The 19,591-nt window shown below is 73.8% G+C and carries 22 protein-coding genes; 13 read left to right on the top strand and 9 right to left on the bottom strand.

Annotated features, from left to right (window positions below):
• Nucleotides 1–14: 14 nt before the first annotated feature.
• The 3 genes from ACQEU6_RS23445 to ACQEU6_RS23455 all read left to right on the top strand — a co-directional run bounded on the left by ACQEU6_RS23445 (nucleotide 15) and on the right by ACQEU6_RS23455 (nucleotide 2,292).
• Nucleotides 15–884, top strand: a complete 870-nt coding sequence (locus ACQEU6_RS23445) for an AMP-binding protein (RefSeq protein ID WP_499334967.1) — start codon at nucleotides 15–17, stop codon at nucleotides 882–884.
• A gap of 54 nt (nucleotides 885–938) precedes the next feature.
• Nucleotides 939–1,727, top strand: a complete 789-nt coding sequence (locus ACQEU6_RS23450; protein ID WP_499334969.1) for a TIGR03084 family metal-binding protein — start codon at nucleotides 939–941, stop codon at nucleotides 1,725–1,727.
• A 91-nt stretch (nucleotides 1,728–1,818) separates the two neighbouring features.
• Nucleotides 1,819–2,292, top strand: coding sequence for a universal stress protein (locus ACQEU6_RS23455; protein ID WP_499334971.1), 474 nt, complete (start codon nucleotides 1,819–1,821; stop codon nucleotides 2,290–2,292).
• A gap of 40 nt (nucleotides 2,293–2,332) precedes the next feature.
• Here the strand turns inward: ACQEU6_RS23455 and ACQEU6_RS23460 are convergent, their stop codons facing one another.
• Complete coding sequence (locus tag ACQEU6_RS23460; RefSeq protein WP_499334973.1) at nucleotides 2,333–2,845, bottom strand: O-acetyl-ADP-ribose deacetylase; 513 nt, start codon at nucleotides 2,843–2,845, stop codon at nucleotides 2,333–2,335.
• A gap of 253 nt (nucleotides 2,846–3,098) precedes the next feature.
• Here ACQEU6_RS23460 and ACQEU6_RS23465 point away from each other — a divergent pair, with 253 nt between their 5' ends.
• Complete coding sequence (locus ACQEU6_RS23465) at nucleotides 3,099–3,953, top strand: NAD-dependent epimerase/dehydratase family protein (RefSeq protein ID WP_499334975.1); 855 nt, start codon at nucleotides 3,099–3,101, stop codon at nucleotides 3,951–3,953.
• 7 nt (nucleotides 3,954–3,960) lie between these two features.
• Here ACQEU6_RS23465 and ACQEU6_RS23470 read toward each other — a convergent pair whose 3' ends face one another.
• Complete coding sequence (locus tag ACQEU6_RS23470; RefSeq protein WP_499334977.1) at nucleotides 3,961–4,722, bottom strand: dioxygenase family protein; 762 nt, start codon at nucleotides 4,720–4,722, stop codon at nucleotides 3,961–3,963.
• A gap of 91 nt (nucleotides 4,723–4,813) precedes the next feature.
• Between ACQEU6_RS23470 and ACQEU6_RS23475 the strand changes: the two genes are divergently transcribed.
• Nucleotides 4,814–5,326 carry a MarR family winged helix-turn-helix transcriptional regulator gene (locus ACQEU6_RS23475; protein WP_499334979.1) on the top strand — a complete coding sequence of 171 codons (513 nt, stop codon included), beginning with the start codon at nucleotides 4,814–4,816 and terminating at the stop codon, nucleotides 5,324–5,326.
• Here the strand turns inward: ACQEU6_RS23475 and ACQEU6_RS23480 are convergent.
• A complete protein-coding gene (locus ACQEU6_RS23480; protein WP_499334981.1) occupies nucleotides 5,323–6,411 on the bottom strand; it encodes a winged helix DNA-binding domain-containing protein in 1,089 nt (362 codons plus the stop codon). The two genes, ACQEU6_RS23475 and ACQEU6_RS23480, sit on opposite strands and share 4 nt — an antisense overlap.
• Nucleotides 6,401–7,036, bottom strand: coding sequence for a TetR/AcrR family transcriptional regulator (locus ACQEU6_RS23485; RefSeq protein ID WP_499334982.1), 636 nt, complete (start codon nucleotides 7,034–7,036; stop codon nucleotides 6,401–6,403). The genes ACQEU6_RS23480 and ACQEU6_RS23485 overlap by 11 nt, the downstream gene beginning before the upstream one ends.
• A gap of 126 nt (nucleotides 7,037–7,162) precedes the next feature.
• Here ACQEU6_RS23485 and ACQEU6_RS23490 point away from each other — a divergent pair, with 126 nt between their 5' ends.
• The 4 genes from ACQEU6_RS23490 to ACQEU6_RS23505 all read left to right on the top strand — a co-directional run bounded on the left by ACQEU6_RS23490 (nucleotide 7,163) and on the right by ACQEU6_RS23505 (nucleotide 11,087).
• Complete coding sequence (locus ACQEU6_RS23490) at nucleotides 7,163–7,978, top strand: class I SAM-dependent methyltransferase (protein ID WP_499334984.1); 816 nt, start codon at nucleotides 7,163–7,165, stop codon at nucleotides 7,976–7,978.
• Nucleotides 7,975–8,889: a saccharopine dehydrogenase NADP-binding domain-containing protein gene (locus ACQEU6_RS23495; protein WP_499334986.1), complete on the top strand. Its 915-nt coding sequence runs from the start codon at nucleotides 7,975–7,977 to the stop codon at nucleotides 8,887–8,889. Before ACQEU6_RS23490 ends, ACQEU6_RS23495 begins: the two co-directional genes overlap by 4 nt.
• Nucleotides 8,889–9,506, top strand: coding sequence for a TetR/AcrR family transcriptional regulator (locus ACQEU6_RS23500; RefSeq protein WP_499334988.1), 618 nt, complete (start codon nucleotides 8,889–8,891; stop codon nucleotides 9,504–9,506). Before ACQEU6_RS23495 ends, ACQEU6_RS23500 begins: the two co-directional genes overlap by 1 nt.
• A gap of 513 nt (nucleotides 9,507–10,019) precedes the next feature.
• Nucleotides 10,020–11,087 carry an IS110 family RNA-guided transposase gene (locus tag ACQEU6_RS23505; protein WP_499334990.1) on the top strand — a complete coding sequence of 356 codons (1,068 nt, stop codon included), beginning with the start codon at nucleotides 10,020–10,022 and terminating at the stop codon, nucleotides 11,085–11,087.
• 40 nt (nucleotides 11,088–11,127) lie between these two features.
• On the opposite strand, the gene trpS is transcribed toward ACQEU6_RS23505, so the two are convergent.
• Entirely contained in the window at nucleotides 11,128–12,159 is a 1,032-nt protein-coding gene (gene trpS, locus ACQEU6_RS23510) for a tryptophan--tRNA ligase (protein WP_499334992.1), read from the bottom strand.
• Between the two features lie 224 nt (nucleotides 12,160–12,383).
• On the opposite strand from trpS, the gene ACQEU6_RS23515 reads away from it, so the two are divergent.
• The 3 genes from ACQEU6_RS23515 (at nucleotide 12,384) to ACQEU6_RS23525 (ending at nucleotide 14,900) form a co-directional block, all read left to right on the top strand.
• A complete protein-coding gene (locus tag ACQEU6_RS23515) occupies nucleotides 12,384–12,872 on the top strand; it encodes a MarR family winged helix-turn-helix transcriptional regulator (protein ID WP_499334993.1) in 489 nt (162 codons plus the stop codon).
• Between the two features lie 73 nt (nucleotides 12,873–12,945).
• Nucleotides 12,946–14,400, top strand: a complete 1,455-nt coding sequence (locus ACQEU6_RS23520) for an MFS transporter (RefSeq protein ID WP_499334994.1) — start codon at nucleotides 12,946–12,948, stop codon at nucleotides 14,398–14,400.
• 32 nt (nucleotides 14,401–14,432) lie between these two features.
• Nucleotides 14,433–14,900, top strand: a complete 468-nt coding sequence (locus ACQEU6_RS23525) for a pyridoxamine 5'-phosphate oxidase family protein (protein ID WP_499334996.1) — start codon at nucleotides 14,433–14,435, stop codon at nucleotides 14,898–14,900.
• Nucleotides 14,901–15,100: 200 nt separating this feature from the next.
• Here ACQEU6_RS23525 and ACQEU6_RS23530 read toward each other — a convergent pair whose 3' ends face one another.
• The 4 genes from ACQEU6_RS23530 to ACQEU6_RS23545 are packed head-to-tail and all read right to left on the bottom strand — an operon-like array spanning nucleotide 15,101 to nucleotide 18,229.
• A complete protein-coding gene (locus ACQEU6_RS23530) occupies nucleotides 15,101–16,009 on the bottom strand; it encodes a M56 family metallopeptidase (RefSeq protein WP_499334998.1) in 909 nt (302 codons plus the stop codon).
• A complete protein-coding gene (locus ACQEU6_RS23535; protein ID WP_179844325.1) occupies nucleotides 16,006–16,389 on the bottom strand; it encodes a BlaI/MecI/CopY family transcriptional regulator in 384 nt (127 codons plus the stop codon). The genes ACQEU6_RS23530 and ACQEU6_RS23535 overlap by 4 nt, the downstream gene beginning before the upstream one ends.
• A 38-nt stretch (nucleotides 16,390–16,427) precedes the next feature.
• Nucleotides 16,428–17,105: a response regulator gene (locus ACQEU6_RS23540; RefSeq protein ID WP_499335001.1), complete on the bottom strand. Its 678-nt coding sequence runs from the start codon at nucleotides 17,103–17,105 to the stop codon at nucleotides 16,428–16,430.
• Complete coding sequence (locus ACQEU6_RS23545) at nucleotides 17,102–18,229, bottom strand: sensor histidine kinase (RefSeq protein WP_499335003.1); 1,128 nt, start codon at nucleotides 18,227–18,229, stop codon at nucleotides 17,102–17,104. Before ACQEU6_RS23545 ends, ACQEU6_RS23540 begins: the two co-directional genes overlap by 4 nt.
• A 133-nt stretch (nucleotides 18,230–18,362) precedes the next feature.
• Between ACQEU6_RS23545 and ACQEU6_RS23550 the strand changes: the two genes are divergently transcribed.
• Nucleotides 18,363–19,550, top strand: a complete 1,188-nt coding sequence (locus tag ACQEU6_RS23550) for a glycosyltransferase 87 family protein (RefSeq protein ID WP_499335005.1) — start codon at nucleotides 18,363–18,365, stop codon at nucleotides 19,548–19,550.
• The last annotated feature ends 41 nt before the right edge of the window (nucleotides 19,551–19,591 follow it).

Raw genomic sequence — 19,591 nt, forward strand, 5'->3', positions numbered from 1 at the left:
CCGGAGGAGTGCCGATGCTCGACCTGGCGACCCTGCACGAGGCCATCGCCGCCGCGATCCCCGACCGCGAGTGCCTGGTGTGGCGCGAGCGCCGGACGACCTGGCGCGAGGTCGCCGACCGGACGCGGCGGCTGGCGAACGTCCTGCACGCCCACGGCCTCGGCCCGCGCGCACAGGCGGGCGGCGCCGCGGCGGCCGAGCCGTGGGAGTCGCCCCACGACCATCTCGCGCTCTACCTGCACAACGGGCCCGAGTACCTGGAGGGTCTGGTCGGCGCGCACAAAGCGCGGGTCGCGCCGTTCAACGTCAACTACCGGTACGTGGACGACGAGCTGGCCCAGCTGTTCGCCGACGCCCGGCCGGCCGCCGTCCTCTACCACGCGCGGTTCGCCGACGTGATCGGCCGGGTGGCCGGCGGATTCCGCGCCGCCCCGCTCCTGCTCCAGGTGGCGGACGACTCGGGCGCCGCCCTTCTTCCCGGCGCGCTCGACTACGAGGACGCGCTCGCCAAGGCGTCCCCCGAGCCCCTCCCCGTCCGGCCGGGCCCCGGCGACCTGCACATCCTCTACACCGGCGGCACCACGGGGCTGCCGAAGGGCGTGCTGTGGCGGATCGGCGACCTGATGACCGGGCCGCTCGGCCTGCGGCGCCGCGACGGGACGCCCGTCACCGACCTCGGCGAGGCGGTCGAGCGGGCCGTCCGCAGCGACGTCCGCGTGCTGGTCGGGCCGCCGCTCATGCACGGCGGTGGCACGTGGTCGGCGCTCGGCGGCTGGTGCGGCGGCGGCTGCGTGATCCCGAAGGCGTTCGTGCGCACCGACCGGGGGCTGCGGCTGCCGAACGGCAAGGCCGACTACGCCGCCGCCCGCGCCCTCCTCGGCTGAACGGGATCCCGCCCGGCCCTGTACCGGGCCCCCGCGGCACGAGATCATTGCGGGATGCCGGACCTGACGCTCCTGCTCGCCGACCTCGCCGCCGAGGGCGACTCCGTCGACGCCCTGGTCGCGCCGCTGGCCGCCGGGCGCTGGGCGGGCCCGACGCCGGCCGAGGGCTGGACGATCGCGCACCAGATCGCGCACCTGGCCTGGACGGACGCGCAGGCGGCCGTCGCGGCCGCCGACGCCGCCGCGTTCGCGGGGATCGTCGAGGAGGCCATGGCGGACCCGGGCGGCTACGTCGAGGCCGGCGCGCGGGAGGGGGCCCGGGAGGAGCCCGCCCGCCTGCTCGCCCGCTGGCGGGAGGGCCGCCGCCGGATGGTGGACGCCCTCGCCGCCGTCCCGCCCGGCACACGCCTGCCCTGGTTCGGCCCGCCGATGAGCGCCGCGTCCATGGCGACCGCCCGGCTCATGGAGACCTGGGCGCACGGAGAGGACGTCGCCGACGCGCTCGGCCGGCGCCGCGACCCCACGCACCGCCTCCGGCACGTCGCGCACATCGGCGTCCGCACCCGCGACTTCGCGTTCCGCACCCGGGGGCTGGAGCCTCCCGCCGAGGAGTTCCGCGTCGTGCTGCGCGGCCCGGACGGCGACGAATGGGCCTGGGGCCCGCCGGACGCCGGCCAGTCGGTCACCGGTCCCGCCCTCGACTTCTGCCACGCGGTGACCCAGCGCCGCCACCGCGCCGACCTGGACCTCACCGCGACCGGCCCCGACGCCGGCCGCTGGCTGGACGTCGCGCAGGCCTTCGCCGGCCCGCCCGGCGCCGGCCGCCCCCCATCGCGCGGGTGAGGGCGCGGGGGAGGCAGCCCCCGGGCTGAGAGATTCGCCACTGACCTCCCCGTTCGCGTTCGCGGCGCGCCGGGGTGGAGAAGTTGGTCGCATGACAGTTCTCATCGCATACGACGGTTCTGACGACGCGCGGGCGGCGGTCGAGTACGTCGCGCGCCACCTGCGCGACGAGCCGACCGTGATCATGACGGTGTGGGAGCCGCTGCTCACCCAGATCTCCTGGGCCCCGCTCGCCGCCGCGGTGCCCGTGGCGGGCACGATCGAGGAGGGCGAGCAGTACGAGGAGGAGAAGCAGGCCGAGCGGCTCGCCCAGCAGGGCGCCGACATCGCCGCCAAGGCGGGCCTGACCGAGGTGGCGGTGCGCGCCGAGCGCGGCGGGGGGCCGGTGTGGGCCGCGATCGTGGACGTCGCGGAGGAGCTGAACGCCTCCCTCGTCGTCACCGGCTCGCGCGGCCTGGCGGGGGCCCGGTCGGTGATCCTGGGCAGCGTGTCCACCCGCGTGCTGCACCACGCCCACCGACCGGTCCTGGTGGTGCCCCCACCGAAGGACGACGACGAGGGCTGAGCCCGTCCCCCGACGGCGCCCAGATCATGACCGAGTACAGCTAGAGCGCTCCCACGGCGCGCTCGAAGGCGTCGTAGGCGGCCTCGGAGAACAGGACGAAGCGGGCGTCCATCACCTGCGTCGGGGTGCCCCTGACGGTGCCGACCGCGATGCGGGCGGCGTCGTCCATGGGCCAGCCGTAGATGCCGGCCGACACGGCGGGGAAGGCGATCGAGCCGACGCCGAGCTCGTCGGCGACGCGCAGGGACTCGCGGTAGCAGGAGGCGAGCTGGTGGGAGCGGTCCTCGGAGGAGGAGTACACCGGGCCGACGGTGTGGATCACCCATGCGGCGGGCAGCAGCCCCGCCGTCGTCGCCACCGCCTGGCCCGTCGGCAGCCCGCCGCCGTAGTGGGACGAGCGGAGCCTGCGGCACTCCTCCAGGATCTCCGGACCGCCCCTGCGGTGGATCGCGCCGTCCACCCCGCCCCCGCCCAGCAGCGACGAGTTCGCCGCGTTCACGACCGCGCCGACCTTCTGCTCGGTGATGTCGCCGTGGACAAGAGTGATCTTCATGTGCCGCCGATCCTTCGCAGTGCCGAATCCCGTCAGAGAACAAGAATTCTCACCCGCGGTGCACGCGAAACGCGTTCGGGCGCTTCCCGGCGGTACGCTCATGGCGGACGAGCCGCCGGGGGGCGGTGTGGCCCGTCCGACTTCGTCCGGCCGGACGCAGGGGGGTGTCCATGCGGAACGCCGGACGTGACCAGTGCTGGCAGACCCCACAGCAGACGATGCACGATCGCGTGAAAGTCGCGGAGGTACCCCCTTGAAGATTCTCCTCGCCGGAGCGACCGGAGTAGTCGGCCGCCGGCTGATCCCGCTGCTCGTCCAGGCGGGCCACGAGGTCGTAGGGACGACGCGCCGAACCGGACGCACCGGCATGATCAGCGATCTCGGCGCGGCGCCGGTCGTCCTGGACGTGCTCGACGCCGCCGCGGTGCGCGACGTCATGGCCGCCGTGCGTCCCGACGCGGTGGTCCACCAGCTCACCGATCTCAGCGACGAGGACTTCGAGGCCAACTCGCGCCTGCGGATCGTCGGCACCCGCAACCTGGTCGACGCGGCGAAGGCCGCCGGCGTGCGGACCATGGTCGCCCAGAGCATCGCCTGGCTGTACGTGCCGGGCGACGCGCCCGCCGTCGAGACCGACCCGCTCGACACGCACCTGCCGCCCTACGCCGGCATCGCGGCGCTGGAGGAGGCGGTCGCCGAGATGCCGCACGGCGTCGTCCTGCGGTACGGGGCGCTCTACGGCCCCGGGACCTGGTACGCGCCCGACGGCGCGATCGCCAAGCGGGTGCGGGCGGGCGTCCTGCGCGAGGCGCCGTCCTGGACGTCGTTCGTGCACGCCGACGACGCGGCCTCGGCGGCGCTCGCCGCCCTGGACTGGCCCGCCGGGATCGTCAACGTGGTCGACGACGAGCCGGCGACCACGGCGGACTGGCTGCCGGTCTACAGCGCGGCGCTCGGCGCGCCCACCCCGGGCAGCGCCGGCAAGCACGCGGCCGCGACGGGCCGTCCGGCCTCCAACGCCAGGGCGCTGAGCCTCGGGTGGAAGCCGCAGGTCGCGTCCTGGCGCACCGGCTTCGCGCGGATGGACGTGCCCGTCCGCACCGACTGACCCCCGGTCAGCCGAACTGGAACGAGCGCTTGGCCAGTCCGAGCCAGTAGCCGTCGATGACCGACCGCCGCCGCGAGGCGGCGTCGGCGTCGGCGCCGAGCGCGACGAACAGGGGCGCGAAGTGCTCCGTCCGCGGGTGCGCGATGCGCGCGGCCGGAGCCTTGGCGCGGAAGTCGAGCAGGGCGTCCACGTCGCCGCCCCGCACCGCCTCGTCCGTCCACTCGTCGAACTCCGCCGACCACGCGGGCGGCGGGGCGTCCGGGTCCGGGCGCATCTCCCGCAGGTTGTGCGTGGTGAAGCCGCTCCCGACGATGAGGACGCCCTTGTCGCGCAGCGGCGCGAGGCTCCGCCCGACCTCGAAGAGGCGGTCGGGCTCCAGGGTGGGCATCGACATCTGGAGCACGGGGACGTCGGCGTCCGGATACATCTCCACGAGCGGGACGTACGCGCCGTGGTCCAGCCCGCGCTCTTCGTCCTGATGGACGCCGGGAATGAGTCTGCGAACGTCGTCGGCGAGGGCCGGCGCGCCGGGCGCGTCGTACCGGACGGTGTAGTAGTGCTCGGGGAAGCCCCAGAAGTCGTAGACGAGCGGCACCGGCCGGGTGGCGCCGATGCTCAGCGGCGCCTCCTCCCAGTGCGCCGACACCATGAGGATCGCCTCCGGCTTCGGCAGGTCCGCCGACCAGCGGGCCAGCTCGGCGGTCCACCGCGCGTCGTCGGCCAGCGGCGGTGCGCCGTGGCTGAGATAGAGCACCGGCATCCTGGTCATGATCGTCCTCCCTTTACTTGAGTGTTCAACGGTACTCGATTTTGTTGAACATTCAAGTCTTGAGGGTTCAAATGCCGGGTAGCATGGAGGCATGGCGGAGACGGTGACCAGCGAGACGACGACCGAGCCGCGCTGGCTCGACGATGACGAGCAGGAGACCTGGCGCGCCTTCCTGTGGACGTCCCGGCTGCTCGGCGAGGCCCTCGACCGCCAGCTCCAGCGCGACTCGGGCCTGCCGCACACCTACTACATGATCCTGGCGATGCTGTCGGAGGCGCCCGGCCGCGCGCTGACGATGACCGAGCTCGCCGAGATCGTCCACTCGTCCCCGAGCCGCCTGTCGCACGCGGTGAACCGGCTGGAGGAGGCCGGCTGGGTGAGCCGGTGCAAGCCCGCCGCCGACCGGCGCACCACGATCGCCCGGCTGACCGACGAGGGCTTCGCGGTCCTGGCGGAGGCGGCGCCGGGCCACGTCGCCGAGGTCAGGCGGCACCTGTTCGACCCGCTCACCCGCGAGCAGATGCTGGAGTTCCGCGAGATCCTGCACGCCCTGCTGGGCTCCCTCGACCCGGACCGCGAGGCCCCCTGCGCCCGCGAAGGCTAGACGAACTCCACGCCGTGCGACTTCGCCTTGGGGTGGGCGACGGCCAGCAGGCGCATGCCCTCCTCCTCCAGCGCGGCGCGCTCCGGCCCGGGGACGGGGGCGAACGGCTCGATCCGCAGCGTCGCCTCGCCCCGGCCCTTCTCGATCTTCCACATGCCGTGGACGAAGCCGTCCACGAGGAACGTCGCGCGGATGATGCCGTTGACGGTGAACACGCGCTTGCGGTGCTCCTCGGAGATGATCCGCGCCCGGTCGGCGTGGGACAGCAGCAGGTTGTCGAAGTCGGGGACGAACCGCACCGGCGCCTCCGCCCCGGGACCGGGCCGCGGCGCGTCCGGCAGGTCGTACAGCGTCCGGCCGTTCTCGTCGCGGAAGGCCACCAGCTCGGGCCTGAGCCGCTCGACGACCTCGCCCAGGCGCGTCAGCCCGGCCCACTGCTGGACGTCCTGGACGCTCGCGGGCCCGAACGCGCGCAGGTAGCGCCGCACGAGGTCCTCCAGGGACGGGTCGGGCACCGCGGGCCCCAGCCAGTGCTCCAGCGTCGTGTGCCGGGCCGTCCCGGAGGAGCCCCAGATCCCGCGCGGCGGAACCTGCACGAGCGGCAGCCGGCAGCGGACGGCCCAGACCAGCAGCGCCGGGTCCTCGTCCGGCCACCGTTCGGCCAGCATCGCGCGCAGGTCCTTGTCGGACCGCGGCTCCTCCTCCAGCAGGGCCCGCGCCCACGCGGTGAGGGCCGGGAGGTCGAGGTGCCCCAGCTCGGCCGCGCGCGCCTTCAGGTGGTTGTCGAGGATCACCTGGGTCATCGGCCGCAGCGCGCGGGCGTCGCGGGCGCTGACCAGGTGAAGCGTCCCGCGCATCAGCACCATCCGCAGCGCCCGGCGGTCGGCGATCAGCTCGCCGGCCTCGTCGAGCGCGTAGTCCGCGAGCCGGCTCCACAGCCCGATGTGGGGCGGGCTCGGCGCCTGCGCCTGGAGGCCGACCAGATGCTCGATCGCCTCCAGCGCGGGCATGGCGTGCCGCTCCAGCAGGAGCTGGCGGGCCAGCAGCGCCCGGTTCAGCGCCCGTCGTCCCAGCTCAGTCGTCATAACGCGTGACCAGCTCCTGCCAGCTCGGGGGAGGACCGGGCAGTTCGTACCGGTCCGTGAGGTTCATAGCGTCCAGGATCAGCGCCAGGTAGCGGTGCTGGAGCCGGTTCATCCGCTCGTCGTCGCCGATCCGGATGCCGTGCAGGTACTCCAGGATCACCGAGACGTCGCCGACCTCGATCTCGGGACGGAGCCCGCCCGCCTCCCGGGTGCGCTCCAGCAGCCGCTGCGTCGCGACGTGGATCTCGCGGCCCTTGCGGCTCATGTCCTCGGTGACCTCGAAGCTCCCCGCGAGCCGCATGGTGAGGGAGCCCGCGCCGATGTCCAGGCAGCGGCGCATGAACGCGGCGAAGGCCTCCCACGCGTCGCCCTCGTCGTCCAGGGCCGCCTCCACCTCGGCGAGGTAGCGGTCCATCCCCTCGTCGGCGAGCTTCTGGAGCAGGTCCTCCTTGCTCTTGTAGCGGCGGTACAGCGCGCTGATCCCGACCCCGGCGTGCTCGGCCACCGCCGAGATCGGCGCGCCGGGGTCGGCGGTGAACACCGCCCGCGCCGCCTCCCGGATGAGTTCGTCGTTGCGTGCGGCCTGCGCCTTCCGCCCGCTCAGGGGCGCTCGTGCCGTCTCCATGGCTCCCATCATAGGGGAACGAAGAATTCCGTTCTACACCTGCGGGCCCACCCGCCTTGACACGGAGACCCCTCGCCCACATTATGAACGCACGTTCATGAACATACGTTCACAACGAGGAGAGCCATGACGGAGATCGTCAACACCCACCAGGCGGAGGCGTGGAACGGGTACGAGGGCGAGCACTGGGCCGAGCACCACGACCGGTACGACGCCATGAACGGCGGGTTCAACGAGGCCCTGCTGGAGGCGGCCGCGATCGGGCCGCGCGACCGGGTCCTCGACATCGGCTGCGGCAACGGGCAGATCACCCGGCTCGCGGCGCGGCGGGCGCCCCTCGGCGCCGCGGCGGGGGTCGACCTCTCCCGGCCGATGCTCGCCCGCGCCCGCGCCCTCGCCGAGGAGGAGGGGGTCGCGAACGTGGCCTTCGAGCGCGGCGACGCGCAGGTGCACCCGTTCCCCGCCGCCGCGTTCGACGTCGCCGTCAGCCGGTTCGGGATCATGTTCTTCACCGACCCGGTCGCCGCGTTCGGCAACGTCCGGCGGGCGCTGCGCGAAGGCGGCCGGCTGGCCTTCCTGTGCATGGCGCCGCTCGCCGAGAGCGAGATGGGGGCCCTCATGGCCGCGCTCCCGCCCCTCGACCGCGCCCCGATCGGCCACGACGGCGGGCCGCTGTCGCTCGCCGACCCCGGCCGCGTCCAGGAGATCCTCGGCCGCGCCGGCTTCCGCGGCGTGTCCAGCCGCAGGGTCGAGGCCGACCAGGTCTGGGGGCGCGACGCCCGCGAGGCCGGGGAGTTCTTCGCCGGATGGGGCCCGATCCACCACAACTACGGCGGGAGCGACGAGATCCGCGACGCCCTCGTCGAGGCCATGCGGCCGTTCGAGCGCGACGGCGCCGTCCGCCTGCGCAGCACCGCGTGGCTGGTCACGGCACGGCGATGAGGAGGGTCGTGGTCCTCGGCGGGTACGGCGCGGTCGGCCGGGAGGTCGTCGCGGGGCTGCTCGGGCACGTCCCCGAGGTGGTGGCCGCCGGGCGCGACCTCGCCAAGGCCCGCACCGTGGCGGACGCGCTCCCGCTGCGGTTCGACCTGAAGAGCGACGACCCGGGGCGGCTCGCCGCCGACGCCGTCGTCATGTGCGCGGAGACGGGCAACGTGCGGGTCGCCGAGGCGTGCCTCGCCCGGGGCGTCCACTACGTCGACGTGTCCGCGTCGCACGCGGTGCTCGCCGGGATCGAGAAGCTGGACGGCCTCGCCGCCGAGCGGAACGCCGCGGCGGTGCTGAGCGTGGGGCTCGCCCCCGGCGTCACGAACCTGCTGGCCCGCGAGGCCGGCGGCGGGGACGTCGACATCGGCGTCCTGATCGGCGCCGGCGACCGGCACGGGCCGTCCGCCGTGGACTGGACGCTCGACTCCCTCGCCGGCCTCGGGGAGTCGTGGCGGATGCGGTTCCCCCCGCCCTACGGGGTCCGGACCGTGCACCGCTTCCCGTTCTCCGACCAGTACACCCTCCCCGGACGCGTCCGCACCGGCCTCTGCCTCGACTCGCGCGCCATGACCGCGCTCCTCCCCCGCCTCGTCCCGGTCCGGGACCTGCCGCCGCTGCGGGCCGCGTTCCGGCGCGTCCACGTCGGCGGCGACGGGTTCGCGGTGGCGGTCGCGTCCGGCGGGACGGTGCGCTCGTTCTCCGGACGGCGGCAGAGCCGGGCGACGGGGCTGGCCGCGGCGATGGTCGTCCGGGGGCTGGACGGCACGCCGCCGGGCGTCCACCACATCGAGGACGCGGCCGGGCCGGAGTTCCTGCCCCGACTCGCCGCGCACGGTTTCGAGCTCGCTCATTACGATGCGGGGTGATGTCACCTAGAAGAGCGGCCGCGCTGGGCGCCGGCGACCGGACCCTGCGCGACCACCTGATCGCCACGGCCGAGCGGATGATCGCCGAGCGCGGGACGGCGGGCCTGACCGTCCGGGCGATCGCGCGGGAGGCGGGCGTCGCCGACGGCGTCCTCTACAACCACTTCGCCGACAAGGAGGAGCTGCTCGCGCACGCGCTGCGGGCGCACGCCGAGTCGGTCGCGCGACCGCTCGGCGAGCTGCCCGAGCCCGGCGCCGGCACGGTCGAGCAGAACCTGCGCGCGTACGTGGCGCACGGCCTCGCCCTGCACGACGGGCTGCTGCCCGCGCTGACCGGGCTGGTCGCGCAGCCCGCCGTCCTCGCCCGGTTCGCGGCGCTGAGCGGCGGGGGCGGCACCTGGAACGAACGGCTCGCCTCCTACCTGCGCGGCGAGCGCGACCTCGGCCGCCTCGCCCCGGACGCCCGGGTCGAGGCGGCCGCCTCGCTGATCGTCGGCGCCTGCCACGAGCCGGTCCTGTCGCTGCTGTTCCAGGGCCGGGGCTTCGCGCACCGGGTGTCGCCGGACCTCGTGGACGACCTCGTCGCGACCGTCCTCAACGGCCTCGCCCCCCGCTAGAGGCTGTGTTTCACAGTCCCGGCCCACTGCGCTCGCCTGGCGGCTGTGTTTCCACGTCTCGGCCCACTTCACTCGCCTGGCGGCTCGCTACGCGACCGGGCCTGGGCGAACGCGGCATCGCTTCGCGATCCGCCCGGCTCCGCTCGCCTCCGGCTTCGCTCCACCGGGCAGCTCACGCGTTCGCGCGCGTGGCCGAGGCCACTTCGAGACAGGCTGTGAGTCTTGTGCTGGCTGGTCTGGGATCGGCTGGCAAGGATGGTGTCGGCTGCTCCGACCTTGGACGTGACTCGAGACAGGCTCGGCCCCTTCCGGGGTGCTCTTCTAGAGATCTGTCCGTCCCGGGGCGGGGGCGGCCGACGCCGTCCTGGCCCACCTCGGTGACCTGATCAGAAGGCTGTCCGCCCGATGGGCGCGACTCATCACAGTGCTGCCCCGAAGTGACTCCTATCCAGACCGGCGCCGGCCGCCGGCGGCCGGACCGCTGTACCTGGGATAGGAAGGACCCGAGCCGCTGTGGCCATCGTCGCGCAAACTCACCCGTTCGTCATCGGCGTCGACACCCACGCCCGCAACCACGTCCTGGCGATCCTTGCCGCCACCGGTGAGGTCATCGACACCGGGCAGTTCCCGACCACGGCGGCGGGCATGGCCCGCGCCATCGCGTGGGCGGCCCGCCGCACCGGCGCGGACCTGGCCGCACTCTGGGTGATCGAGGGCGTGGCGTCCTACGGTGCCGGTCTGGCAGCCCTGGTCGAGCGGACCGGTTATCAGGTGGTCGAAGCGGCCCGGATGAACGCGCGCGCCAACCACGGGATCGGTAAGTCCGACCCGCTGGATGCTCAACGCATCGCCGCCGCCGTCCTCGCCCTGGACACCCGCGAGTTGCGCCGCCCGCGCCTGGCCGAGGGGGTGCGGGCCGCGCTGCGGGTCCTGGTCACCGCCCGCGACCACATGACGGCCGAACGCACCGCGACCCTCAACGCGCTGATCGCGCTCCTGCGCGTCGTCGACCTGGGTATCGATGCCCGCAAGCCAGTGACCGGCACACAGATCGCCACGGTGGCCCGCTGGCGTGCTCGGGATGAGGAACTGGGCGCTGCCACCGCCCGCACCGAGGCCATACGGCTGGCCAAACGCGTGCTCGAACTCGACGAACAGATCGCCGCCAACGGCGCCCGCATGACCCAGCTCGTCCAGGCCAGCCAGGCCGCACCATTGCTGAACAAGACCGGCATCGGGCCCGTGACCGCCGCCATCTGCCTGACCGCCTGGTCGCATCACGGCCGGGTGCGCTCCGAGGCCGCGTTCGCCGCCCTGGCCGGAGTGAACCCCATCCCCGCGTCCTCGGGAAACACCGTCCGCCACCGCCTCAACCGCGGCGGCGACAGGCGCCTGAACCGAGCCCTGCACATCGCCGTCCTCACCCGCATGACCCACGACCCGCAAACCCGCGCCTACGTCGAGCGACGCCGGGCCCAAGGCCGCACCACCAAAGAGATCCGCCGCTGCCTCAAACGCTACCTAGCCCGCCAGATCTACCGACTCCTCAACACCACCGACACAGCCATCAGCCGAGCTTGACGAACATAGAAGGATCTCTAACCCGGCGGCGGCGCTGCTCTCACGACGCCATCGCCTCCCTTACCTCCGCCAGCGTCCGGTCGGCGACCGCGTTGGCGCGCTCGTCGCCCTCGGCCAGGACGCCGCGCAGGTACGCCCGGTCGGCGGCCAGCTCCGCGCGGCGGGCGCGGATCGGGCGCAGGAACTCGTTCACCGAGTCGGTCGCGGCCTTCTTCAGCGCCGCCGCGCCGCCGTCACCGATCTCGGCGGCGACGGCGTGCGGGTCGCGGTCCTGGCAGAGCGCGGCGAGCTGCACCAGGCCGGAGACCTGGGGGCGGGTCTCGGGGTCGTAGGTGATGGTCCGGTCGGCGTCGGTGACGGCACGCCTGATCAGCCGCGCGGTCTCGTCCTCGGTGGCGGACAGGGCGACGGCGTTGCCGCGGCTCTTGCTCATCTTCTGGCCGTCGAGCCCGAGCAGGAGCGGCGCGGACGACAGCAGGGCGTCCGGCACCGGGAAGACGGGCCCGTAGCGCTCGTTGAAGCGGCGGGCGATCGTCCGGGTGATCTCCTGGTGCGGGAGCTGGTCCCTGCCGACGGGAACCAGGTCGGCCTTGCAGAACAGGATGTCGGCGGCCTGGTGGACGGGGTAGGTGAACATCAGCCCGCTGACCGCCGCCTGCCGGGACGTCGCGATCTCGTCCTTCACCGTGGGGTTGCGGCTCAGCTCCGCGATCGACACGAGCGACAGGAACGGCAGCATGAGCTGGTTCAGCGCCGGGACGGAGCTGTGCCGGAAGATCGTCGCCGTGGACGGGTCGATCCCGGCCGCCAGGTAGTCGGCGACCAGGCCCTCGACGTGCTCCGACAGGCGGTCGGCGACGTCCCGGTCGGTGAGCACCTGGTAGTCGGCCACCAGGACGAACAGCTCCACGCCCGCGCGCTGGAGGCGGGCCCGGTTGGCCAGGGTGCCGAAGTAGTGCCCGAGATGCAGCGGGCCGGTCGGGCGGTCGCCCGTCAGGATCCGGAAGGCTCCGGGGTCGACCGCGATGCGTTCTTCCAGCCGGCGGCTGCGGGCTTCGGGGGTGATGTCCACTGGGTCCTCCTCGTCGGGTCTGCGGCCGTCCCGCCGGGTCCGGCCCGTCACCGAGGAAGAGAAAGGGCCGTCCAGCGGACGGCCCGATCGCATGCGTCACTGTGGCCGTCCTAGGACGGCCACCAGCCGAGGCATGCGGTGCGCTTCACCCGGCCATGCTATCCCACCGGATGCGACGGCTGCCAGATAATCTAGAACGGAACCATCTTGGGTACGCTGGACGCATGACCTCCATGGCCCCCGCGCGCACGCAGACGGACCTGTCGTTCCTCCTCGACCACACCGGCCATGTGCTGCGCGGCCGCATGACGGCGGCGCTCGCCGAGATCGGGCTGACCCCGCGCATGCACTGCGTCCTGGTGCACGCCCTGGAGGAGGAGCGCACGCAGATCCAGCTCGCCGAGATCGGCGACATGGACAAGACCACCATGGTCGTGACCGTGGACGCCCTGGAGAAGGCCGGGCTCGCCGAGCGGCGCCCCTCGTCCCGGGACCGGCGCGCCCGCATCATCGCGGTCACCGAGGAGGGCGCCCGGGTCGCCGCCCGCAGCCAGGAGCTCGTGGACGGCGTCCACGCGGCGGCCCTCGGTTCGCTGCCGGACGACCAGCGCGAGACCCTCGTCCAGGCACTGAACACCCTGGTCGACGGGCATCTGGCCACCCCTGCGAAGACCCCGGCTCCGGCCCGGCGGGCGCGCGAGCGGAACAAGTAAATCCGTCATAGATAGTCCGCAACAAAACTATCTGCTACGGTTTCTCCTGTCCTTCCCGACAGGAGATGACCCAATGCCCTCCCTCTCGCTCTCCCCGCTCCGCTCCCGATGGGCGGCGCTCGGCGTGCTGTCGGCCACGATGCTGATGACGGTCCTCGACGGCAGCATCGTCACGGTCGCGGCCCCTGCCATCCAGGACGACCTCGGCTTCTCGCCCGCCGGGCTCAGCTGGATCATGAACGCCTACCTGATCCCCCTCGGCGGCCTGCTGCTCCTCGCCGGGCGCCTCGGCGACCTCGTCGGCCGCCGGACGCTGTTCCTCGCCGGGAACGCGGTCTTCACGGCGGCGTCGGTGCTGGCGGGCGCCGCCACCACGTCCGGCCTGCTGATCGCCGCCCGGTTCCTCCAGGGCGTCGGCAGCGCCCTGTCCTCCGCCGTCGTGCTCGGCATTATCGTGACGCTGTTCACCGACCCCCGGGAGCGGACCAGGGCGATCGGGGTGTTCAGCTTCACCGGCGCGGCCGGCGCGTCCATCGGGCAGGTGCTCGGCGGCGTGCTCACCGACGCGCTGAGCTGGCACTGGATCTTCCTGATCAACCTGCCGATCGGCCTCGCCGTGATGCTGCTCGCCCTCCCCGCACTCCCCCGCGAACGGGGCGCCGGCCTGGCCGCCGGCGCCGACGTCGCCGGCGCGGTGCTGGTCACGTCCGGGCTGATGCTCGGCATCTACACGGTCGTCAAGGTCGAGCGGTACGGGTGGCTGTCGGCGCACACGCTGGGTCTCGGCGCCGTGTCGCTGCTGCTGCTCGCCGGGTTCGCCGTCCGCCAGTCCCGCGCCGCCACGCCGCTCATGCCGCTGCGGATCCTGCGCTCCCGCAACGTGTCCGGCGCCTACGCCGTCCAGCTGCTGACCCTGTCGGCGATGTTCTCCTTCCAGGTGGTCGTCGCCCTCTACATGCAGCAGGTGCTCGGCTACAGCGCGCTCGGCACCGGGCTCGCGATGCTCCCCGCGGCCGTGTCGATCGGCGCGGTGTCGCTGCTGGTCTCCGCGCGGCTCTCCAACCGCTTCGGCGAGCGCTTCGTCCTGATGGCCGGGCTCGTCCTGCTGATCGGCGCGATGGCCTGGCTGACGACCGTCCCCGTGGACGCGGACTACGCCACCGACCTGCTCCCGGTGTTCGTGCTGGTCGCCGGAGGCGGCCTCGTGCTCCCGTCGCTGACCGGGCTCGGCATGTCCAGCGCCCGCCCCGAGGACGCGGGCCTGGCGTCCGGCCTGTTCAACACCGTCCAGCAGGTCGGGATGGCGCTCGGCGTCGCGGTCATGACCACGCTCGCCGCGTCCCGCGTCGAGTCCCTGCGGGCGGACGGGCGGGACACCGCCGCCGCCCTCACCGGCGGCTACCACCTGGCGTTCGCCGTCTCGGGCGGCCTGCTGGTCGCCGCGCTCGCCGTGTCGCTGCTCGTCCTGCGCCGCCCGGCGCCCGTGGCCGGCGCCGCGCCCGTCGAGTCCGTCCCCACCACCGTCTGAATCCACCCCGCCGGCCTCCGAAGGAGATCAAGATGACCGAGTACGGCCCCGGACAGGGACCCGGCCCCGAGCCCGTCGGCGAGGACGGCCTGTCCCGCCTCCTCGGCGAGCAGCAGTTCGGCGTCCTCGCCACGAACAGGAAGAGCGGCCACCCGCACGTCTCCACGGTCGTCTACAGGTGGGACCCGGAGGAGCGCGTGATCCGGATATCCACGACGGCCGACCGGGCGAAGGTGAAGCAGCTCCGGCGCGACCCGCGCGCCGCGCTGCACGCGTCCGGTCCCGGCCACCTGTCGTTCGCGGTCGCCGAGGGCTCCGCCGAGCTGTCCGCCGTCAGCGAGGAGCCCGGTGACGCGACCGGCCGCGAGCTGCTCGCGATGACGCCGGGCTTCGACGACCCGGCGGACGAGCGGGCGTTCCTGGAGCAGATGACGAAGGACCGGCGGCTGGTGATCCGCCTGCGCGTCGACCGCCTCTACGGCACGGTCCTCGCCGACTAGCGGCACGGGCGGGCGGCGCCGCCGGGCCAGGGCGGGTCCCGAAGTGGCCTCGGCCGTGCGCGCGAACGCGTGACCTGCCCGGTGGAGCGAAGCCGGAGGCGAGCGAAACCGGGCAGATCGCGAAGCGATGCCGCGTTCGCCCAGTTCCGGTCGCGTAGCGAGCCGCCAGGCGAGCGAAGCGGGCCGGAATCGCAAAAAAACTAGTGCGGCAGGACCAGGAGCAGCAGCGGGAGGACGGCGATGACCGGGACGGCGACCGACGCGGCGAGGCGGGTCCGGCGCGACAGCGGCTGCGGCTCCAGCAGCCGGTTCACCCGCGCTATCACCGGGATGTCGCTGTGCGAGGCGACGCCGAGCGTGCCGGACGGCGCGGCGGCCGGGCGGGCGGCGGCGAAGCGCAGCAGCGCGGTCGCCAGCTCCCGCGGCGGGCGGCCGTGCCGGGCACGGTCGTCGGCGGCCATCTCGATCAGCAGCTCCACCGCGTCCAGGCACCGTCCGACCAGCCGGAACTGGGGGAACACCTGGCGCAGCGACGCGAACGGCAGCAGCACCAGGTCGTGGCGCTCGCGGGCGTGGGCGCGCTCGTGCGCGAGCACCGCGGCCAGCTCGCCGCGGTCGAGCAGCTCCAGCGTCCCGGCGCTGACGACGACCTTGGACGAGCGGACGCCCGGCACGCAGTACGCGGCGGCGCCGGGGTGGTCGAGGACGAGGGTGCCGGGCACCGAGGAGTCGCGGCGCGACACCAGCGCGAGCAGCGCCCGGTGCCGCCGCCGGGCCCGCACGACCCGCAGCACCGCGAACATCAGCATGACCAGCAGCACGCCGGTCAGGCTGATCGCGGCGAGCAGGGCCGCCACCTGCACCGGGTTGAGCCGGGCCGCCTGGTCGTCGTAGAGGCCGGGCAGCCCGCCGAGGACGCCCTTGCGGTACGGCAGGAGGGCGAGCCCGAGCAGGGCCCCGATCGTGGCGACGCCCCAGCACAGCCCGAGGGCCTGCCAGAGCGCGATCCCGATCCGGGGCGTGCGCCACGTCCACCGGGCCCGGGACAGCAGGTGCGCCCCGCCGACGGTCCCCAGTGAGATCAATGCGAGCAGGGCGGTGCCGGTCATGCCGGAGGTTCCTTACCGGTGAGGCCCGCGAGAGCCTCACGGATCACGTCGATCTCGCCCCGCGACACGGAGCGGACGAAGTGCGCGAGCGCCGCGTCGCGGTCACCGGTCTCGTTCAGGGCCCCGAGCATCAGCTCGGTGACGTACATCTCGCGGCTCGCCACCGGGTGGTAGCGCCAGGCGCGGCCGTCGCGCTCGCGTTCGAGGAAGCCCTTCTTCGCGAGCCTGTCGAGGACCGTCATGACCGTGGTGTGCGCGAGGTCCCGGTCGTCGGCGAGGGCACGGCTCACGTCCCGCGCGGTGGCCGCCGGGTGCCCGGCTTCCTCCCGCGCCCACAGGACCTCCATGACCGTGCGTTCAAGCTCTCCCAGACCCTTCACGCGTCCCAGATTATCCGACGGTCCCGGCACTGACCACGTCAGGTAGTACTACCGCCTGTAGGGGGCGCGACGAGGCCGAACTCGTAGGCGATGATGACGAGCTGGACGCGGTCGCGGGCGCCGAGCTTGGCGAGCAGCCGCGCGACGTGCGCCTTCGCGGTGGCCACGCTGATGACCAGCTCCCCCGCGATCTCCTGGTTGGACAGGCCGAGGCCGACGAGGGTCAGCACCTCCCGCTCGCGCTCGGTGACGCCCTCCACGTTCCGGGGCCGTCCGGCGGCCGGTTGCGGCCGCGCCGCGAACTCCTCGATCAGCCTCCGGGTGACGCCCGGCGCGATGAGGGCGTCCCCGGCCGCGACGACGCGGATCGCCGCGAGGATCTCCTCCAGCGCCATGTCCTTGACGAGGAACCCGCTGGCCCCGGCCCGGAGCGAGCCGTAGACGTAGTCGTCGTCGTCGAACGTGGTCAGCATGAGCACGCGGGCGGTGCCGGGCCCCGCGCCGCGGATGAGGCGGGTGGCCTCGATGCCGTCCATGTCGGGCATACGGATGTCCATCACGACCACGTCCGGGGCCCGGTCCCGCGCGAGGCGCACCGCCTCGGCCCCCGTCCCCGCCTCGCCCGCGACCTCCAGGTCGGGGGTGTCGGCGATCAGGACGCGCAGCCCGGCGCGGATCAGCGGCTGGTCGTCGGCCAGCAGGACGCGGACCGTCATGCCGCCGCCGGCGCCGGGATCCGCGCCGCCACCCGGAACCCCCCGCCGGGGCGCGGGCCCGCCGCGAACTCGCCGCGCAGCAGGTCCACCCGCTCCCGCATCCCGACGAGGCCGTACCCGGTGCCGACCACCCCGCCGTGCCCGGCGTCCTCGATCTCGACGGCCAGTTCCCCGTCGCCGTAGCCGATCGTCACGCGGCAGCGGTCGGTGCCCGCGTGCCGCACGACGTTCGTGACCGCCTCCTGGACGATCCGGTAGGCGGACAGGTCGACGTCCGGCGGCAGCGGCCTCGGCTCCCCCGCCGTGCGGAGCTCGACCGCGACGCCCGCGTCCCGCGCTGCGTCGGCGAGGCGGCCGAGGTCGTCCAGGCCGGGGGCGGGCCCGAGCGGCGCCGCGCCGGGGTCGTCCCTGCGGAGCGCGGTGAGCATCCTGCGCAGCCCGGACAGGGTGTCGCGGCTGGTGGCCTCGATGGCGTGCAGCGCGTTGCGGGCCTCGGCGGGCTGGGTGTCGATGACCCGCCCGCCCGCGCCCGCCTGGATCGCGATGATCCCGATGCTGTGGGCGACCATGTCGTGCAGCTCCCGCGCGATCCGGAGCCGCTCGGCGGCGACGGCCTGGGCGGTGGCCTGCTCCCGCATCGCCGCGGCGTGCGCGCGCCGCGTCCTGACCGAGTTCCCCGCCATGTACGTGACGGCCCCCGCCAGCAGGATCGTCATCAGCAGGATCTCGTCGGCCTGGAGGAACGCCGCGACCGCCGCCGCCTGGAGGAGGCACGTCGCGACCACGACCGGGACGGAGACCCGGCGCGCGCGGGTCGCCGCGACGTAGCCGGCCGAGACGCCGGTGACGAGGACCAGCAGACCGGCGACCGCTCCGGTCGGCAGCGACAGCAGGGCGAAGATCCAGGCCAGGAGCAGGATCGCGTGGGCGGTGAGCGCCCGGCGCCGCAGCAGCGACAGCACGAGGACCGTGAGCCCGGCCGTGACGGGGATCTCCAGCTGCTGGAAGGGGGCTTGCCCATGGGAGAACGCGACGAACACGACCACCGGGTACACGGCGGCGCCGCACCAGGCGAGGACCGTCCCCGTGCCGCGGCTCACGCGGCGCACCGACAGGGCTGACATGGGCCGATCGTAACCGCCGCCCCCGTCCCGGCACATTGGCCCGGAGGCGTAATCCCGCAGGCTACCAACGCCTTTCGCCGATGTGTCCGACGGCCCGATGCGCGCCGGGCGCCTCCACCGCGACCGTTGCCGTGTGAAGCGCTGGGCACCTTTCATTCTGGCCGTCGAAGTCCTCGGAATCGTCGTCTTCTCCGCCGTCTACGACTCGCTGGACTTCCGCATCTACTGGCTGGGCGGGCACGTTCTGACGGACGGCTCGCGCCTCTACCAAGGGCAGCTCGCCGAGCACTATTTCACCAACACGCCTTTCATGGCCGCGCTGTTCACCCCCCTGGCCGCACTCCCGCTCGTCGTCTCTCGCATGCTGTGGCAACTGTCCTCGCTGGCGGCCTTCGCCTGGGCGTGCGCGCTCACCGTGAGAATGGCCGGCCGCACGGTCTCCCCCGTGGTCGCGGTGGCCGCGGCCCTGCTCCTCCAGCCGGTCTGGCAGTCGTTCTTCCTCGGGCAGGTCAATCTCATCCTGCTCGCCCTGGTCCTCGCCGACCTGCATCGCGTCGCGCGGGGCCGTCCCGCCGGGATCGGCATCGGCGTGGCGGTCGCGATCAAACTGACCCCGGCCGTCTTCGTCGTCCTGCTCCTGCTGAGCAGGCGGACCAAAGACGCCGTCACCGCCACCGCGACCTTCGCCGTCTGCACTTTCCTCGCCTACGCCATCGCCCCGGACGCGTCCCGCGCCTATTGGTCGCACACCTTCTACGACACCTCCCGCGTGGGCGTGACCTACATCAGCAACCAATCCCCCTACGGCGCGCTGGCCCGCATATTGCGGGGGACGGCAGAGGTCGGCCACTGGTACGCGGCCGTCCCGCCGGCCATCGGCGTCTGCGGACTCGCGGTTGCCGCCCTCTGGGCACGGCGGGGCGACTGGCCGGCCGCGACGGCGGTCACCGGCGCGACCGGCCTGCTCGTCTCCCCGATCTCCTGGGCGCACCACTGGGTGTGGATCGTCCCGGCGCTGGCGGTGCTCCTCCGGAACGGCCACCGGAAGAGCGCCCTGGCCGCCTTCGTCCTCTTCGCCGTCTCGCCCCTGTGGTGGACGCCTCACGGCGGCGACCCGCGCGAGTACGGCTTCCACGTCCTCCTGACCCCGGTCGCCAACTGCTACCTGCTGGCGGGCCTGTCCTTCCTGGCGTACACGGCGATCCGCCTCCGGGTCAGCCCGCCGGCTCCGTCCAGCGATCGTGGTGGAGGGCGGCGTCCAGCGCCCTGCGGCGCCGCCGGCCGTGCCGTTCGAGATCCGGAACGCGTTCCAGGTGGGTGACGGGGCCGAGGACCGCCGGGCGGAGCGGCGCGCCCGGCCCG

Source organism: Spirillospora sp. CA-108201 (genome assembly GCF_050936235.1).
Lineage (GTDB): Bacteria > Actinomycetota > Actinomycetes > Streptosporangiales > Streptosporangiaceae > Spirillospora.

Bases quoted from the DNA above. Each gene is read 5' to 3' on its own strand.
- ACQEU6_RS23445 (WP_499334967.1), top strand. From the start codon at position 15: ATGCTCGACCTGGCGACCCTGCACGAGGCCATCGCCGCCGCGATCCCC.
- ACQEU6_RS23450 (WP_499334969.1), top strand. From the start codon at position 939: ATGCCGGACCTGACGCTCCTGCTCGCCGACCTCGCCGCCGAGGGCGAC.
- ACQEU6_RS23455 (WP_499334971.1), top strand. From the start codon at position 1,819: ATGACAGTTCTCATCGCATACGACGGTTCTGACGACGCGCGGGCGGCG.
- ACQEU6_RS23460 (WP_499334973.1), bottom strand. From the start codon at position 2,845: ATGAAGATCACTCTTGTCCACGGCGACATCACCGAGCAGAAGGTCGGC.
- ACQEU6_RS23470 (WP_499334977.1), bottom strand. From the start codon at position 4,722: ATGACCAGGATGCCGGTGCTCTATCTCAGCCACGGCGCACCGCCGCTG.
- ACQEU6_RS23475 (WP_499334979.1), top strand. From the start codon at position 4,814: ATGGCGGAGACGGTGACCAGCGAGACGACGACCGAGCCGCGCTGGCTC.
- ACQEU6_RS23480 (WP_499334981.1), bottom strand. From the start codon at position 6,411: ATGACGACTGAGCTGGGACGACGGGCGCTGAACCGGGCGCTGCTGGCC.
- ACQEU6_RS23485 (WP_499334982.1), bottom strand. From the start codon at position 7,036: ATGGAGACGGCACGAGCGCCCCTGAGCGGGCGGAAGGCGCAGGCCGCA.
- ACQEU6_RS23490 (WP_499334984.1), top strand. From the start codon at position 7,163: ATGACGGAGATCGTCAACACCCACCAGGCGGAGGCGTGGAACGGGTAC.
- ACQEU6_RS23495 (WP_499334986.1), top strand. From the start codon at position 7,975: ATGAGGAGGGTCGTGGTCCTCGGCGGGTACGGCGCGGTCGGCCGGGAG.
- ACQEU6_RS23500 (WP_499334988.1), top strand. From the start codon at position 8,889: ATGTCACCTAGAAGAGCGGCCGCGCTGGGCGCCGGCGACCGGACCCTG.
- ACQEU6_RS23515 (WP_499334993.1), top strand. From the start codon at position 12,384: ATGACCTCCATGGCCCCCGCGCGCACGCAGACGGACCTGTCGTTCCTC.
- ACQEU6_RS23520 (WP_499334994.1), top strand. From the start codon at position 12,946: ATGCCCTCCCTCTCGCTCTCCCCGCTCCGCTCCCGATGGGCGGCGCTC.
- ACQEU6_RS23525 (WP_499334996.1), top strand. From the start codon at position 14,433: ATGACCGAGTACGGCCCCGGACAGGGACCCGGCCCCGAGCCCGTCGGC.
- ACQEU6_RS23530 (WP_499334998.1), bottom strand. From the start codon at position 16,009: ATGACCGGCACCGCCCTGCTCGCATTGATCTCACTGGGGACCGTCGGC.
- ACQEU6_RS23540 (WP_499335001.1), bottom strand. From the start codon at position 17,105: ATGACGGTCCGCGTCCTGCTGGCCGACGACCAGCCGCTGATCCGCGCC.
- ACQEU6_RS23545 (WP_499335003.1), bottom strand. From the start codon at position 18,229: ATGTCAGCCCTGTCGGTGCGCCGCGTGAGCCGCGGCACGGGGACGGTC.